This window comes from Rhizobium sp. CC-YZS058, from assembly GCF_034720595.1.
Lineage (GTDB): Bacteria > Pseudomonadota > Alphaproteobacteria > Rhizobiales > Rhizobiaceae > Ferranicluibacter.
This window is the reverse complement of record NZ_JAYESJ010000001.1, coordinates 2,501-17,410: the sequence shown is the minus strand read 5'-3', so window position 1 is coordinate 17,410 and position 14,910 is coordinate 2,501. Positions and strand designations below refer to the sequence as shown.

12 protein-coding genes, 1 tRNA gene and 2 rRNA genes are annotated in these 14,910 nt (G+C 62.9%); 7 read left to right on the top strand and 8 right to left on the bottom strand.

What is annotated here, in order from left to right; translation table 11 throughout:
- Window positions 1-32 precede the first annotated feature (32 nt).
- Complete coding sequence (gene uxuA / locus U8330_RS00090; RefSeq protein ID WP_323103017.1) at window positions 33-1,223, top strand: mannonate dehydratase; 1,191 nt, start codon at window positions 33-35, stop codon at window positions 1,221-1,223.
- A gap of 46 nt (window positions 1,224-1,269) precedes the next feature.
- Here uxuA and U8330_RS00085 read toward each other — a convergent pair whose 3' ends face one another.
- A complete protein-coding gene (locus U8330_RS00085; RefSeq protein WP_323103016.1) occupies window positions 1,270-1,983 on the bottom strand; it encodes a carboxymuconolactone decarboxylase family protein in 714 nt (237 codons plus the stop codon).
- A 67-nt stretch (window positions 1,984-2,050) separates the two neighbouring features.
- Window positions 2,051-2,626, bottom strand: coding sequence for a flavodoxin family protein (locus U8330_RS00080; RefSeq protein ID WP_323103015.1), 576 nt, complete (start codon window positions 2,624-2,626; stop codon window positions 2,051-2,053).
- A 105-nt stretch (window positions 2,627-2,731) separates the two neighbouring features.
- Between U8330_RS00080 and U8330_RS00075 the strand changes: the two genes are divergently transcribed.
- Window positions 2,732-3,658 carry a LysR family transcriptional regulator gene (locus U8330_RS00075; protein ID WP_323103014.1) on the top strand — a complete coding sequence of 309 codons (927 nt, stop codon included), beginning with the start codon at window positions 2,732-2,734 and terminating at the stop codon, window positions 3,656-3,658.
- An 81-nt stretch (window positions 3,659-3,739) separates the two neighbouring features.
- Entirely contained in the window at window positions 3,740-4,036 is a 297-nt protein-coding gene (locus U8330_RS00070; protein WP_323103012.1) for a PRC-barrel domain-containing protein, read from the top strand.
- An 80-nt stretch (window positions 4,037-4,116) separates the two neighbouring features.
- Here U8330_RS00070 and xth read toward each other — a convergent pair whose 3' ends face one another.
- Window positions 4,117-4,887 carry an exodeoxyribonuclease III gene (gene xth / locus U8330_RS00065; protein ID WP_323103010.1) on the bottom strand — a complete coding sequence of 257 codons (771 nt, stop codon included), beginning with the start codon at window positions 4,885-4,887 and terminating at the stop codon, window positions 4,117-4,119.
- Entirely contained in the window at window positions 4,884-6,581 is a 1,698-nt protein-coding gene (locus U8330_RS00060) for a dihydroxyacetone kinase family protein (protein ID WP_323103008.1), read from the bottom strand. The genes xth and U8330_RS00060 overlap by 4 nt, the downstream gene beginning before the upstream one ends.
- A gap of 209 nt (window positions 6,582-6,790) precedes the next feature.
- On the opposite strand from U8330_RS00060, the gene U8330_RS00055 reads away from it, so the two are divergent.
- The 4 genes from U8330_RS00055 (at window position 6,791) to U8330_RS00040 (ending at window position 9,615) form a co-directional block, all read left to right on the top strand.
- A complete protein-coding gene (locus U8330_RS00055; protein WP_323103006.1) occupies window positions 6,791-7,105 on the top strand; it encodes a hypothetical protein in 315 nt (104 codons plus the stop codon).
- 183 nt (window positions 7,106-7,288) lie between these two features.
- Window positions 7,289-7,933: a DUF47 domain-containing protein gene (locus U8330_RS00050; protein ID WP_323103005.1), complete on the top strand. Its 645-nt coding sequence runs from the start codon at window positions 7,289-7,291 to the stop codon at window positions 7,931-7,933.
- A complete protein-coding gene (locus U8330_RS00045; RefSeq protein ID WP_323103004.1) occupies window positions 7,933-8,937 on the top strand; it encodes an inorganic phosphate transporter in 1,005 nt (334 codons plus the stop codon). Before U8330_RS00050 ends, U8330_RS00045 begins: the two co-directional genes overlap by 1 nt.
- A 141-nt stretch (window positions 8,938-9,078) precedes the next feature.
- A complete protein-coding gene (locus U8330_RS00040) occupies window positions 9,079-9,615 on the top strand; it encodes an NUDIX hydrolase (RefSeq protein ID WP_416236780.1) in 537 nt (178 codons plus the stop codon).
- A gap of 41 nt (window positions 9,616-9,656) precedes the next feature.
- Here U8330_RS00040 and U8330_RS00035 read toward each other — a convergent pair whose 3' ends face one another.
- The 4 genes from U8330_RS00035 to U8330_RS00020 all read right to left on the bottom strand — a co-directional run bounded on the left by U8330_RS00035 (window position 9,657) and on the right by U8330_RS00020 (window position 14,438).
- Entirely contained in the window at window positions 9,657-10,775 is a 1,119-nt protein-coding gene (locus U8330_RS00035; protein WP_323103003.1) for a branched-chain amino acid ABC transporter substrate-binding protein, read from the bottom strand.
- A 222-nt stretch (window positions 10,776-10,997) separates the two neighbouring features.
- A tRNA-Met gene (locus U8330_RS00030) sits at window positions 10,998-11,074 on the bottom strand.
- Window positions 11,075-11,131: 57 nt separating this feature from the next.
- Window positions 11,132-11,246, bottom strand: a 5S ribosomal RNA gene (gene rrf / locus U8330_RS00025).
- Between the two features lie 304 nt (window positions 11,247-11,550).
- Window positions 11,551-14,438: ribosomal RNA gene (locus U8330_RS00020) — 23S ribosomal RNA — on the bottom strand.
- Window positions 14,439-14,910: the final 472 nt, after the last annotated feature.

The window sequence follows — 14,910 nt, the reverse complement described above, 5'->3', positions numbered from 1 at the left end:
CCCTATTGTCCAACATAAGCGGAGGATGCGTGATGTTGGAAAGCTGGCGATGGTTTGGGCCCAAGGACCCGGTGACCCTGTCGCATGCCCGCCAGGCCGGCGCGCATGGCATCGTCACGGCGCTTCACCATATCTATGACGGCCGCAGCTGGACGGATGAGGACGTGCTGTCGCACAAGCGGCTGATCGAAGCGGCCGGCATGGTCTGGTCGGTCTGCGAGAGCATTCCGGTCAATTCGGCGATCAAGCTGCGCAGCGGCGCCTGGCGCTCCTATGTCGACAGCTGGAAGGACAGCCTGGCGGCGCTCGGCCGGGCCGGCATTCCGGTCGTCTGCTACAATTTCATGCCGGTGGTCGACTGGACGCGGACCAACTTACGCTTCCCCACCGCGACCGGCGGCCTGGCGCTGCGCTTCGACATGGCGGATTTCGCCGCCTATGACCTGTTCGTGCTGAAGCGCAGGCAGGCCGAAGCAGACTATCCGCCGGCACTGGTCGAGACCGCGCGCGCCCGCCTTGCGGCCCTTTCCGACAGTGAAATCGCCACGCTGGAAACCAACATCATTGCCGGCCTGCCCGGCAAGGAAGACAGCCACACGCGCGAGGGCATCCGCGCGCAGATCGACAGTTTCGACGGCGTGACGTCGGACGACATGCGTGCGAACCTGATCGAATTCCTGAAAGAGGTCGTGCCGGTTGCGGCGGAGTGCGGCGTACGCCTGGCCATCCATCCGGACGATCCGCCCTTCTCGCTCTTCGGCCTGCCGCGCGTCGTCTCGCGCGACGCGGATGTCGCGCATCTGCTTTCATCCGTCGACGACCCAGCGAATGGCATCACGCTGTGCGCCGGCTCCTATGGATCCCGCTCGGACAATGACGTGGTGGCGATGGCGCGGCGTTTTGCCGAGCGCATCCACTTCGTGCATCTGCGCAATGTGAAGACGGAGGCCGACGGCTCCTTCATCGAATCCGACCATCTGGACGGTGACGTCAACATGGTGTCGCTGGTCTCGGTGCTGCGGCGGGAGGAAGAGCGGCGCAAGCAGGCCGGGCGCGCCGACAGCACCATTCCCTTCCGCCCCGATCACGGCCATCTGCTGATCGACGACCAGACCAAGACCGTCAATCCCGGCTATTCCTGCATCGGCCGGCTGAAGGGCCTGGCGGAACTGCGCGGGGTGATCGCCGCCGTCGACCAGCTCGACACGGCGCTCTCTGCCTGACGCGAAAACAGGCGGCGCCGGGGCACCGCCTGCTCTGGTCGTCCGTTCACGCTGCCTGTGCGGCGAAATAGGCCGTGGCGGCATTGGCGGCCGAAAGCGCGGCCGGCCAGCCGAGATAGAAGGCGAGATGGGTGATCGCCTCGGCCACCTCCTCCCGCGTCACGCCCATGCGAACGGCCTTGTCGAGATAAAGCCCGAAGAACTCCATCTGGCCCGCAGCGATGAAGGCGACGATCGTCACCAGATTGCGGTCCCGCGGCGAGAGCCCCGGCCGAAGCCAGACCTCGCCATAGAGCAGGCTGTTCGTCACCGCGACGAGGCCCGGCACGAAACCGCCGAAGCGCTCTTCCAGGATAGCTTTCCGGATCGCATCGCCCGGCAGCGCCTCATCGGCCGGCAGCAGATCGGGCGAGACCGGCGGCAGTTGATCGGTGCCGATGCCGCGGTCCTCGAACAGCGATTTTAGCGCAAGGCTTGCGGAGAAGGCGGTGGACCAGCCGGCATAGAAGGCCACCTGCGTGACGATCTCGGACAGCTCGGCCGGAGTGACGCCGCAGTCGAGCGCTCGGGCGAAATAATGGGCAAAGCCGATGCTGCGTTCACTGGCGATCAGCGCCGCGACGGTGACAAGGCTGCGGTCGCGCTTCGAGAGACCAGGCCGGCTCCACAACGCCTGCGTCAAGGCATCGGCGGTGTAATGGGCGAGCGCCGGCGAAACCGCCTTGACGTCATCCAGGCTGACGGTGGGAAAAGGGGACATGAGAACGTTCCTCGATCAGGAAGAGAAGGGGTCTGGTTTCAGCGCGAGCTCGCGCGGCTTGCCCGCGTCAGGCCTTGCCCGCGAGATGGCGTCGGGTGACGGTGGCGACACGCTCGCCGAGATAGGCTGCGGTCTCGAGGTCGCTGCTGTTCGGCGTGTCGTCGGCGCTCTGGTCGTTGTTCGACTGGGTCATGACGCCGAGCCAGCTGCCGTGGCGATTGAGGTCGGCCGTGCTGCCCGTGCTGCTGCTGTTGCCGGGCATCAGGTCGAGACCGACCCAGATCATCCCGTGCTGCGCGGCAAAGAGCGACAGGCCGATCAGCGCATTCAACTTGTCGCCATGCTGGGCGCCGGAATTGGTGAAGCCGGCTGCCAGCTTGTTGCGCCATTTCTGCTCGATCCAGGCCGGCCTGGTCGAGTCTTCCATGAACTGTTTGAAGCCGGCGCTAAGCGAGCCGTTATAGGTCGGCGCCCCGAAGATGAGCGCGTCGCTTGCCTCCAGCCGTTCCCAGGGCACGGGACCGCCGGTCAGCGCGATCAGCTCGACGCGGGCACCCTCGACTCGCTGCACCCCTTCGGCCACCTTCTGTGCCACGCGGGCCGTATGTCCGGAACCACTGTGGTAGATCACGGCAATCTTCATCTGCGACCTCCTTCTTGCGTCCGCCATTGTCTACGGTAGAATTCGCCGTGTATGGGGAGACAAATCTTCCCAGATCCTGGGCGTCCAATTCTACAATGAGGCGTGATGCGCGATCGGTTCGAGGGTTTGGCGGTGTTCATCGAAACCGTGGAGGCAGGCGGCTTCGCCCGGGCCGGCGAGCGGCTTGCCCTGTCCCGCTCGGCCGTGGGCAAGGCGATCGCGCGGCTGGAGGCGCGGCTGGGCGTCCGGCTTTTCCAGCGCACCACGCGGGCGCTGAGCCTGACGGAGGATGGGCAGGCCTATTACGAGCGCTGCCAGCGGGCGCTGCACGAGCTGCATGCTGGCCAGGCTCTGCTCGAATCCGGCAAGAGCGAGGTCATCGGCGCGCTGCGCATTTCCATGCCGGTCCTCTTCGGCCGCCACCGGATCGCGCCGATCCTGATGCGGCTTGCCGCCAGGCATCCGAAGCTGGAGCTCGACCTGCGCTTCAGCGATCTCGTCGTCGATGTGATCGGCGAAGGCTTCGACCTGGCAGTCCGGCAAGGGCCGATCGTTGCCGGGGCGGGCCTGCGCATGCGCAAGCTGACCCGTCAGAAGAAAATCATCTGCGCCGCGCCATCCTATCTCGAGCGTCGCGGAGCGCCCGGCAGCAGCGCAGACCTCAGCGAGCACGAGGCTCTGGTCTACTGGCGCAACAACCAGGTCTTTCCCTGGCAACTGCGCCGGCCGGACGGAACGCCTTTCGACTGCCGGGTGAGCTGGCGGCTGAAGTTCGACAATCTGGAAGCCATCGTCGATGCGGCGCTGGCCGGCATGGGCATCGCCCATCTTCCCGACTGGCTGATCGAGGAGCCGCTCGCCAGCGGCCGCCTCGTGCCCCTGCTTGTCGACGAAGGCGCGAGCGAGATCGAGACATCGCTGGTCTGGCCGGACCGAGACTACATGCCGATGCGGCTGCGGATGACGATCGACGCGTTGGTGCGATCGCTCCAGCGTTCATCATCCCCCTCGTCCGCCGTCGCATCGACGTGAAGACGGGCTGAGCGAAAGGTGGAACAGAAGAAGCCGGTGAGGCGTTGCGTATCCGCTAACCAAGAAAAGGAGGAAACGACAATGGATCATAGCAAACATGTTCGCCTGACCGAAACCGAGCTGACCCCGGCCGTACTCGAGGGTGCCACCGTTTATGGAGCGGACGACCACAAGGTCGGCAAGGTGGACCATGTCCATGGCTCCGGCTTCGGCAGCAAGGCCATCATCGATGTCGGCGGTTTCCTCGGCATCGGCGCAAAGCCCGTCGCTGTCCCGCTGAGCGACCTCGATTTCATGCGCGACGAATCCGGCGACGTGCATGCCGTCACGAGCTGGACCAAGGACCAGCTCAAGGACATGCCCGAGCACAAGCACTGATCAGCGTTGTTTGGACCGCATGGGCCCGGCATTGCCGGGCCTTTCGCGTTTCCGGGGCTGGCGGACCGGCCAACCCGGCGTCAATCGATCTCGATCCACACCGGCGCATGGTCGCTGGACTTGGCCCAGCCTCTGACGGTTCGATCGACCCCCGCCGCACGCAGGGACGGCGCCAGATCAGGGCTGAGCAGCAGGTGGTCGATGCGTAGCCCCGCATCGCGGGCATAGCTGTTTCTCAGATAATTCCAGAACGTGTAGATCCGCTCGTCCGGATGAAGATGGCGCAGCGCGTCGGTCCATCCCTGGGCCAGCAGCCTCGCATAGGCTTTGCGGACCTCCGGGCGAAACAGCGCGTCGTCACGCCAGCGCTCCGGCTTGTAGACATCGAGATCGGTCGGCATGACGTTGAAGTCACCGATGAGCGCCACCGGCACCTCCAGCGCCAAAATCTCGGCCGCGTAGGCCTGAAGCCGCTCGAACCACCGCAGCTTGGCGCGAAACTTCGGGCCCGGCGCCGGATTGCCGTTGGGCAGATAGAGGCAGCCGATCAGAACGCCCTGTACTGCCGCCTCGATGTAACGGCTCTCCTGGTCCTCGGGATCGCCGGGCAACCCACGCCGCGTTTCCAGCGGCTCCTGATCGCGGGCAAGGATGGCCACCCCGTTCCAGGACTTCTGGCCCAGCCAGACCGCTCCATAGCCGGCTTTCTCCAAAGCTAGGCGCGGGAAGTTTTCGCCCGCAGCCTTCAACTCCTGAAGGCAGACGATGTCGGGCTTGGCCTCGCCGAGCCAGCGGAGCAGGATCGGCAGCCGGCCATTGATGCCGTTCACATTGTAGGTCGCGATCTTCACCGCGCTCCAGCCCGGCCGATCGCCGCGAGCCAGATGCTCACCGCCACAGCGCCCGCATCCGCATGTCCAAGGGCGCGGTCGCCCAGATAGCTCGCGCGGCCAAGCCGCGGTTTCATCGACGCGGTCGATTCGGCGCCGGCGCGTCCCGCCTCCACGGCCGCTGCCCAGGCAGCGCCGGGCGCGGCGCCGCGGTCAAGCGCAGAGATGAAGGCTTCGGCGGCCGGGCGCAGCCCATCGACCATGGTGCGATCCCCGAGCCTTGCACCGCCGAGCTCGGAGATGGCGTCCACGGCTGCGGCAAAGGCGCGGGCAAGGTCTCTCGCGGACGGTGCCTCATCCTGCGGGAGTGCGCGGGCAGCGCGCATCAAGCCGGTTGCGTAGAACGGGCCCGAACTGCCGCCGATCGCCCGGCGCAACGTCGCCGCCACAGCCAGAAGCCCGTCCGGCACCGTGGGAAAGGCGTCTTTCCCCAAGGCAAGAATAGCCTCCCCGGCCCGCGTCATGCTGGCGCCGAGATCGCCGTCGCCGGTGACGCTGTCGAGTTCGGTCAGCTCCGGCTCGGCCTCGATCAGAGCCTGGGCAACCGTGCGGGCAATGGAATGGAGCTGCGCGCCGGCCGGTGAGATCGAGCCGCCTTTCGGCGGAGCCGGTTGGGCAGGCAGTGGCGCCAGTCTCGGCATCGGGTTGAGCGCGCCGCCGCGCGGCCAGGCCGGCGCCTGCGTTGGCGCATCAAGACGCGCCAGAGCAGCATCGTCGACCGGCAGGACGGAAAGCGAGAAGCCAGGCATGTCCAAGGCGGACAGAAAGGTGCCCGCCCAGGCCCGCTCGACGACCACGCCCGCCGTTGCCAGCCAGGCCAGCGCAGCGCGCGCGACGATCGCCAGTTCCATCAGCGGCGTTGCCCCGAGCCCGTTGACCAGCAGCGCCACATGGCTGCCGGCGGCAAGGCGCCCATCTTCCCGCATGGCGTCCAGAACAAGCCCGACCAAGGCATCGGCCGGGGCGATCGGCATCCGCCGTACACCCTGCTCGCCATGAATGCCGAGCCCCACTTCGATCTCCTGCTCGCCGAGCACGAAGCCCGGCTTGCCGACGGCGGGCAGCGTGCAGGCGCCGAGCGAAATGCCCATGGAGGCGAGGCCCGCAGCCGCCGTTCGAGCGATCTCCGCAACGGCTTCCAGGGGCAAACCCTGTTCGGCGGCGGCTCCGGCCAGCTTGTGAATCAGCACCGTCCCGGCGATGCCCCGCCGGCGTTCGGCGGGCACCGTCTCCCTCAGCGCCACATCATCGGCAACAACCACGACCTCGACCGGAATGCCTTCCGCTCGCGCCAGCTCTGCGGCAAGACCGAAATTCAGGCGGTCGCCGGTATAGTTCTTGACGATCAGCAGGGCGCCGGCTGGTCCGGCCACCGCGCGGATGCCGGCGAGCACGGCATCGGTGCTGGGCGAGGTGAACACATCCCCCGCCACGGCAGCGCTCAAAAGACCCGACCCGACATAGCCGGCATGCGCCGGCTCATGACCACTGCCGCCCCCGGAAAGCACCGCGACCTTGCGGGCCTCAGCAGCCGGGATGTCTGAGCGGATGACGACGCTTTCCTCTGCGAGCAGAACGGCGCCAGGGTTCAGCGCCACCACTCCTTCCAGCATGTCGCGCACGACATGGATCGGATCGTTGATCAACTTCTTCATGAAGGTCTCCTCCTCGCCTGGGCATGCACGCCTCTTCGCGGCCGGGCGTCAAGTCGCAGCCCATGCTCCGCCGACAGCAACGCGGCGCCCCCCTAAACATGTCACGTGCCGTGCAGGAGGCAAGCGCCTCACTTTCGAGACAATCCCCTGTGAAGCGCACGACGCCCCTGCGGGCAATCGACGGAAGACGAACAGAGGGATCTCTCATCATGCGCACTCTCCTGCTGGCCCTGCCCCTGGCAATGACCGTTACCGCTGCCCATGCATCCTCGGACGCCGCCTGGGCGGAGCTCGACCGAAAAGTGACCGCCGCCTGCACCAAGGCCAGTGGCCTGAAGACGCCCAAGGCGTCCCGTCCGGTGCAGTTCGACGACACGCTCGGCAAGGTCGCCGTTCTCGTCAGCGGCGTCTTTCCGCAGAAGACGATGAAGGGTGCCCGCGGCACGATGCTCTGCCTGTTCGACAAGGCGAGCGGCAAGGTCTGGATCGACGAGGCCCAGGGCTGGAGCGCTCCCTCGAACTAAGGGACCAAGGGGGACCGAGCTGCCCTCGGCTCCCTCCCCTGGCGGAACGCCCCGCGCCTTCCGCCATCCATGCAGGATGCAGCGAGGCAAAGCCTGTATCCCCAGAACTTTCGGCTTTCCCAGCGGCGCTTAGCCGCCTATATGACAGTTTTGTGACAGTGCCGAGAGCAAGGGTTTGCGCGCATGATGGGCCTTTTCCGCAAGTTGATGCCGCGTGAAGAGCGGTTCTTCGAGATGTTTGCCGCCCACTCGGCCGTCGTTGTGGAAGCGGCGGAGGCGCTGGCAGCGCTGCTCGAAGGCCGCGATGTCGAGCGCAATTGCGACCGGATCATCGCGCTCGAGGATCAGGCGGACGCCATCACCCGCGATGTTCTTCTGGCCGTGCGTCGCAGCTTCATCACGCCCTTCGATCGCGGCGATATCAAGGATCTCATCCAGTCGATGGATGACGCGATCGACATGATGCACAAGACGGTGAAGACGATCCGCCTTTTCCAGCAGAGCAGCTTCGACCCGCTGATGCGCGAAATGGGCGGCGAGATCGTCAAGGCCGCTCATCTGATCGCGGAAGCCATCCCGCTGCTCGACAAGGTGGGCGCCAATGCGCAGCGTCTTTCCCAGATTTCCGAAACGGTGACCCGCGTCGAAGGCCGTTCCGACGAATTGCATGATCTCGGCCTCAAGGCTCTCTTCACCCACCACGGCGCCAAGGGGGACGCCATGGCCTATCTGATCGGCAGCGAGATCTATGGCGAACTGGAGAAGGTCGTCGACCGCTTCGAGGATGTCGCCAACGAGATCAGCGGCATTGTGATCGAGAACGTCTGATGGATGCGACACTGGCGCTGCCGCTGCTCTTCGCGCTCATCGGGGTCGCGCTGTTCTTCGATTTTCTGAATGGGCTGCATGATGCGGCCAATTCGATCGCCACCATCGTTTCGACCCGTGTGCTGCGGCCGCAATTTGCCGTGGCCTGGGCCGCCTTCTTCAATTTCATCGCCTTCCTGTTCTTCGGCCTGCATGTGGCCGAGACCGTGGGCAAGGGGATCATCGATCCTGCGATCGTCTCCCCGGCGGTCATCTTCGCCGCGCTCATGGGCGCCATCACCTGGAACATCGTGACCTGGGTGTTCGGCATTCCCTCCAGCTCCTCGCATGCTCTCGTCGGTGGCCTCCTCGGCGCAGGCCTCGTGAAGGCGGGCTTTAACGGCGTCGTCTGGGCAGGGTTCCTCAAGACCTTCGGGGCGATCTTCCTGTCGCCGCTGATCGGCTTCCTGCTCGCGCTGGTCCTCGTCCTCGCCGTATCGTGGATCTTCGTGCGCCAGACGCCTTTTGCCGTCGACCGCACCTTCCGTGTCATGCAGTTCGTCTCGGCCTCGCTCTACTCGCTCGGGCATGGGGGCAATGACGCGCAGAAGACCATGGGCATCATCGCCGTACTGCTGTTCAGCCAAGGCTATCTCGGCAACAGCTTCTACGTTCCGTTCTGGGTGGTCATCTCCTGCCAGTCCGCCATGGCGCTCGGCACCCTGTTCGGCGGCTGGCGCATCGTCCACACCATGGGTTCGAAGATTACCCGGCTCAACCCGATGCAGGGGTTCTGCGCCGAAACAGGCGGCGCGCTGACGCTGTTCGGCGCCACCTGGCTCGGCATTCCCGTTTCCACCACCCATACGATCACCGGCGCCATCGTCGGCGTCGGCGCGGCGCGCCGCGTCTCCGCCGTGCAGTGGGGACTGGCGGGCAACATCGTCATTGCCTGGATCGTCACCATGCCCGCCGCGGCAGCCGTTTCCGCCCTCATCTATGCCGTGGTCACGCTGCTTGGCTGAGCGGGCGGCCTGCAGCGGGGGCTTGCCAGGACGAGGGAACGGCAGCACTCTCTCCCGGTCGGAACTGACATGTCGTTCCGCCCGTCCGCTGCGGTCGGGGACTGGAGGAGATGCATCCAATTCCGGCGGAGGCCGACGGAAATGATGGAGTCGCTCCCTTCCGGATTGACCTTCGGCAAGAAGAAGGCGCGCGAGGGCGAAAAGGGCCGCGACCGGCCTTTGCTGAAGCAACTGGCCGCAAACCCCGACAAGCTCTTTTCCGGCGCCTTTCGCCAGCAATATGGTGCTTTGTGCTTCCGCTATAAAAAGAGCGAAGCCGAGATCGAAATCCTTCTCGTGACCACGCGGGAGAGCGGGCGCTGGATCCTGCCGAAGGGCTGGCCGATGAAAGGCAAGACCCCGCACAGGGCCGCGGCACTCGAAGCCTGGCAGGAGGCGGGTGTGCGCGGCAAGGTGCGGCGAAAGCCCGTCGGCCACTACACCTACCTGAAGCTCTTCGACAATGGCGAGGTTGCGCCCTGCATCGTCGATCTGTTCCAGATCGAGGTGCGGGAATCGCGGGACGACTTCAAGGAAAAAGGGCAGCGGATTCTCGCCTGGGTCAGCCCGGACGAGGCGGCGCGCCGCGTGCGCGAGATCGAACTCAAGTCGCTGCTGGTCGGCTTCACGCCGCAATAGGGACGGCTCGGCTGCAGTCTGCTGCAGCCGAGCCGAGGCGCTTACTTTGCGATCGGCGCGTAGGAACCGTTGCTCCAGCGATTGATATCGTAGCTGGCGTTCTTCAAATCGCCCTTCTCATCAAAGATCACGCTCCCGACCACCGTCTCGACAGGCTGGCCGTTCTTCAAGGCCTTGGCGACCTCGGTCGGATCATCCGATCCCGCACGCTCGACGCCCTGGGCGATTGCCTGGACGACGGCATAGGAGAAGAGCGTGAAGCCTTCTGGCTTGAAGCCGCCGGCCTTAATCTTCTCAACCGCGTCCTTGGCTTCCGGCTTCGCCTGTGGGTCAGACGGGAACACGAAGAGCGTGCCTTCGCCGGCCGGCCCTGCCACCTGCCAGAACTCCGGCGAGGAGATGGAATCCGGCATGATCAGCTGGAACGTGTAGCCCTGCTCGGCTGCCTGACGCAGGATCAGCCCGGCCTCCGGGTGATAGCCGCCGAAATAGACGACATCGACCTTGGCCTCCTTCAGCTTGGTGACGAGGACGTTGTAATCCTTCTCGCCGGCATTGATGCCTTCGGCCATGACTTCCTTCAGGCCGTTCTCGTTCAAGGAGGCGCGGACGACATCGGCGACGCCCTGGCCATAGGCCGACTTGTCGTGCAGCACGGCGACATTCTTGCCGGCATAGGTCTTGGCGATCCACGGCCCGATGAACGCACCCTGCGCATCGTCGCGCGTGTAGAGCCGCATGATGTTCGGCCACTCTTTGGCGGCCGCCTCGTCGGTCAGAACCGGATTCGAGGAGGCAGGGGTCATCATCAGCGTGGCGTTTTCCGCGTAGACGGCAGAGGCGGGGATGGACGAGCCCGAGCAGGCATGCCCGTCGACGAACTGGATCCCGGCCGCGGCGATGCGGTTGGCGACGGAAACCGCCTGCTTGGGATCGCACTGATCGTCCTCGAACTGCAGCGCGATCTTGCGACCCCGGACGCCGCCCTTGGCGTTGATCGCGTCCGCCGCCGCCTGCGCGCCCTGCTTGAACTGGTCGCCGATCGTCGCCAGAGGCCCGGTCAACGGCCCCGCGACCGCGATCATCAGATCATCGGCCCGCGCCGCCGCCGCGCCGAGCAAAAGCCCGAGCGTCGTTCCCAAAACCAGAACCGTCTTCATATCATCCTCCCATGCGCCTCGCGTGCCGAGGCTTCGTTAAGGCTATCTTACCGAATCGGGTTTCTCACAGATGACGGGCGAGGTTAAGTCCTTTTCCGCAGGGTTGTGCCCATTGGGAACGGATTCCATCCTCCGCCCCACAAGCCCCCTTCCGCTTTGCCTGGAACGCAAGAAAGCCCCGTCGGCGAGAGCGAACGGGGCTTTTGGTGTTTTGGGTGTGTTTGGTTGCGGGGGCAGGATTTGAACCTGCGGCCTTCAGGTTATGAGCCTGACGAGCTACCGGGCTGCTCCACCCCGCGGAATGGGATTGGTTTGGGGATGTGTGATGAGAAGATTGGATGACTTGCGCTTAGCAGACCTGGCAGCGACCGACTCTCCCGCGTCTTGAGACGAAGTACCATAGGCGCTGGGGCGTTTCACGGCCGTGTTCGGAATGGGAACGGGTGGGGGAACCCCGCGATGACCACCAGGTCGGCTAAGGGCAAGTGTTTTTCGAGAAGCTGGATTTGGGGCGAAGTGCGAAGTGCGCAGTGCGAATAGGGTATTCGCCAGTCGGCAATCGCTGGTTTTGAACACGTCGTTGGTATGGCAGTGGCGAGGGAGCCGTTTGGAGGCTCCGCAAGCGCGTGCCGGATTTTTCCAGCAGCCGGCAGAGCCGAGCCGCCGGGCGTCCGGCGCGCCGTGCGCAGCGAAGCGGCCGAAGGCCGCGACAGCGCGAGCACATAACATGGCATCATCGCCGCGCGGCGCGCGGTGATGAGCACAAGCAATGGGAACGATCAAGATCGAACGAACGATTAGTACCGGTAAGCTTCATGCATTGCTGCACGTCCACACCCGGCCTATCAACGTGGTCGTCTTCCACGGTTCTTCAGGGAATACTCGTTTTCAGGGGGGTTTCCCGCTTAGATGCCTTCAGCGGTTATCCCGTCCATATATAGCTACCCTGCTATGCCCTTGGCAGGACAACAGGTCCACCAGAGATATGTCCATCCCGGTCCTCTCGTACTAGGGACAGATCCTGTCAATATTCCTACACCCACGGCAGATAGGGACCGAACTGTCTCACGACGTTCTGAACCCAGCTCACGTACCGCTTTAATTGGCGAACAGCCAAACCCTTGGGACCTGCTCCAGCCCCAGGATGCGATGAGCCGACATCGAGGTGCCAAACAACCCCGTCGATATGGACTCTTGGGGGTCATCAGCCTGTTATCCCCGGCGTACCTTTTATCCGTTGAGCGATGGCCCTTCCACGCGGGACCACCGGATCACTATGACCGACTTTCGTCTCTGCTCGACTTGTCAGTCTCGCAGTCAGGCGGGCTTATGCCATTGCACTCGACGACCGATTTCCGACCGGTCTGAGCCCACCATCGCGCGCCTCCGTTACTCTTTCGGAGGCGACCGCCCCAGTCAAACTACCCACCATACACTGTCCCGGATCCGGATAACGGACCGCGGTTAGACATCCATGACGATAAGGGTGGTATTTCAAGGATGGCTCCACAGGAACTGGCGTCCCTGCTTCAAAGCCTACCACCTATCCTACACATGCCGACACGAATGCCAGTGTAAAGCTATAGTAAAGGTGCACGGGGTCTTTCCGTCTGACCGCAGGAACCCCGCATCTTCACGGGGAATTCAATTTCACTGAGTCTGCGTTGGAGACAGCGGGGAAGTCGTTACGCCATTCGTGCAGGTCGGAACTTACCCGACAAGGAATTTCGCTACCTTAGGACCGTTATAGTTACGGCCGCCGTTTACTGGGGCTTCGATTCAAAGCTTGCACCTCTCCTCTTAACCTTCCAGCACCGGGCAGGCGTCAGACCCTATACGTCGTCTTACAGACTTCGCAGAGCCCTGTGTTTTTGATAAACAGTCGCTACCCCCTGGTCTGTGCCACCCCATCCTGGTTGCCCAAAATGGGGTCACGCTTCTTCCGAAGTTACGCGTGCAATTTGCCGAGTTCCTTCAACGCAGTTCTCTCAAGCGCCTTGGTATACTCTACCTGACCACCTGTGTCGGTTTCGGGTACGGTCTGTACGGTGGGGCTCTTTCCTGGAACCGGTTCCCTGCAAGGCGCAATCCAATAAGCCCTCACAAGTTGCCCGATCCGTCACTTCCCACCAGGCCCACGATTATTAACGTGGTTCCCATCGACTACGCGTGTCCGCCTCGTCTTAGGGGCCGGCTAACCCTGCTCAGATGAACTTTAAGCAGGAACCCTTGGTCTTTCGGCGAGAGGGTCTCTCACCCTCTTTATCGTTACTCATGTCAACATTCGCACTTCCGATACCTCCAGGAGCCCTCACGGGTCTCCCTTCACTGGCTTACGGAACGCTCCGCTACCCCAACGATCGTAAGATCGTCAGCCTCAGCTTCGGTGCATGGCTTTAGCCCCGTTACATTTTCGGCGCAAAACCCCTTATTTAGACCAGTGAGCTGTTACGCTTTCTTTAAATGATGGCTGCTTCTAAGCCAACATCCTGGTTGTTTTGGGAGTCTCACATCCTTTCCCACTTAGCCATGACTTGGGGACCTTAGATGGAGGTCAGGGTTGTTGCCCTCTTCACGACGGACGTTAGCACCCGCCGTGTGTCTGCCGATTAGTACTCTCAGGTATTCGGAGTTTGATTAGGATCAGTAAGACGGTGAGTCCCCATAGCCCATTCAGTGCTCTACCCCCTGAGGTATTCGATCGACGCACTACCTAAATAGTTTTCGCGGAGAACCAGCTATCTCCGAGTTTGATTGGCCTTTCACCCCTAGCCACAAGTCATCCCAATCTATTGCAACAGATGCGGGTTCGGTCCTCCAGTTGGTGTTACCCAACCTTCAACCTGCTCATGGCTAGATCACTCGGTTTCGGGTCTAATGCGACGAACTCAAACGCCCTGTTCAGACTCGCTTTCGCTGCGCCTCCACCTACCGGCTTAAGCTTGCTCGTCACACTAAGTCGTTGACCCATTATACAAAAGGTACGCGGTCAGCCTTGCGGCCTCCCACTGTTTGTAGGCATCCGGTTTCAGGTTCTCTTTCACTCCCCTTGTCGGGGTGCTTTTCACCTTTCCCTCACGGTACTTGTTCGCTATCGGTCATGCACGAGTACTTAGGCTTGGAGAGTGGTCTCCCCATGTTCAGACAGGGTTTCACGTGCCCCGCCTTACTCAAGGACGATCAAAGCCTCACCGCATACGGGGCTGTCACCCGCTCCGGCCGCGCTTTCCAACGCGTTCTGCTTTATCTTCAATCGCCACTGGCCTGGTCCGCGTTCGCTCGCCACTACTAACGGAGTCTCGGTTGATGTCCTTTCCTGCAGGTACTTAGATGTTTCAGTTCCCTGCGTTCGCTTCTAACCCCTATGTATTCGAAGGTCAGATACCTTGTTTCGATGCTTGGAACCTCGCGCCGCCTCGTCGACGCAGCCAATCGCCAATCGACATTCGCCAATCGGATTTTCAAACCCGACTGCCGACTGCCCAATTCCGATTGTCCGCGCCAACGGCGCCAGATTCCCAAGCATCCAAGGTGGGTTTCCCCATTCGGAGATCCATGGATCAAAGCTCATTCGCAGCTCCCCACGGCTTATCGCAGCGTATCACGTCCTTCTTCGCCTGTGCATGCCAAGGCATCCACCAAATGCCCTTACTTCTCTTGATCGTTCTCATTGCCAATGCTCATCATCTGTCTGGTTTGGCTAAGCTATCCTTCTCGCTTCCGCTCGAAGGGCAGTCCAAACCTGGCCATCCGGGCACCTCCAGGGCGCCGGGACAGACCGTTCCTCGCTAACGATCGGCGAGGAACGAACACCAGCGGTTACCTTTTACAACCGCCGTCTTCAATGATGCCATCGACGTGTTCGATCCGGTCCTCATCCGAAGGCACGCCGGTGCACTTCGAGGCCGGATCTTCAAGACCAGCTTCTCGAGATCAAATCCGAGGATGCGCGGTCAGGCAACATCCACCAGATCGTTCCGCATCCAAAAAGCTTCCGCCCTTCAGCACGCAACGATCCTTGACTGGCATGGGCCACAAGGCCCATCCGGATCAATCTTCTCTTCACAATGGATAAAGATCAGGCAGAACCGCGTGTTTCACGCAGCCTGCAAACTGTGGTCTTTCTCTTGAAGAC

Bases quoted from the DNA above. Each gene is read 5' to 3' on its own strand.
- uxuA (WP_323103017.1), top strand. From the start codon at position 33: ATGTTGGAAAGCTGGCGATGGTTTGGGCCCAAGGACCCGGTGACCCTG.
- U8330_RS00085 (WP_323103016.1), bottom strand. From the start codon at position 1,983: ATGTCCCCTTTTCCCACCGTCAGCCTGGATGACGTCAAGGCGGTTTCG.
- U8330_RS00080 (WP_323103015.1), bottom strand. From the start codon at position 2,626: ATGAAGATTGCCGTGATCTACCACAGTGGTTCCGGACATACGGCCCGC.
- U8330_RS00075 (WP_323103014.1), top strand. From the start codon at position 2,732: ATGCGCGATCGGTTCGAGGGTTTGGCGGTGTTCATCGAAACCGTGGAG.
- U8330_RS00070 (WP_323103012.1), top strand. From the start codon at position 3,740: ATGGATCATAGCAAACATGTTCGCCTGACCGAAACCGAGCTGACCCCG.
- U8330_RS00060 (WP_323103008.1), bottom strand. From the start codon at position 6,581: ATGAAGAAGTTGATCAACGATCCGATCCATGTCGTGCGCGACATGCTG.
- U8330_RS00055 (WP_323103006.1), top strand. From the start codon at position 6,791: ATGCGCACTCTCCTGCTGGCCCTGCCCCTGGCAATGACCGTTACCGCT.
- U8330_RS00050 (WP_323103005.1), top strand. From the start codon at position 7,289: ATGATGGGCCTTTTCCGCAAGTTGATGCCGCGTGAAGAGCGGTTCTTC.
- U8330_RS00045 (WP_323103004.1), top strand. From the start codon at position 7,933: ATGGATGCGACACTGGCGCTGCCGCTGCTCTTCGCGCTCATCGGGGTC.
- U8330_RS00040 (WP_416236780.1), top strand. From the start codon at position 9,079: ATGATGGAGTCGCTCCCTTCCGGATTGACCTTCGGCAAGAAGAAGGCG.
- U8330_RS00035 (WP_323103003.1), bottom strand. From the start codon at position 10,775: ATGAAGACGGTTCTGGTTTTGGGAACGACGCTCGGGCTTTTGCTCGGC.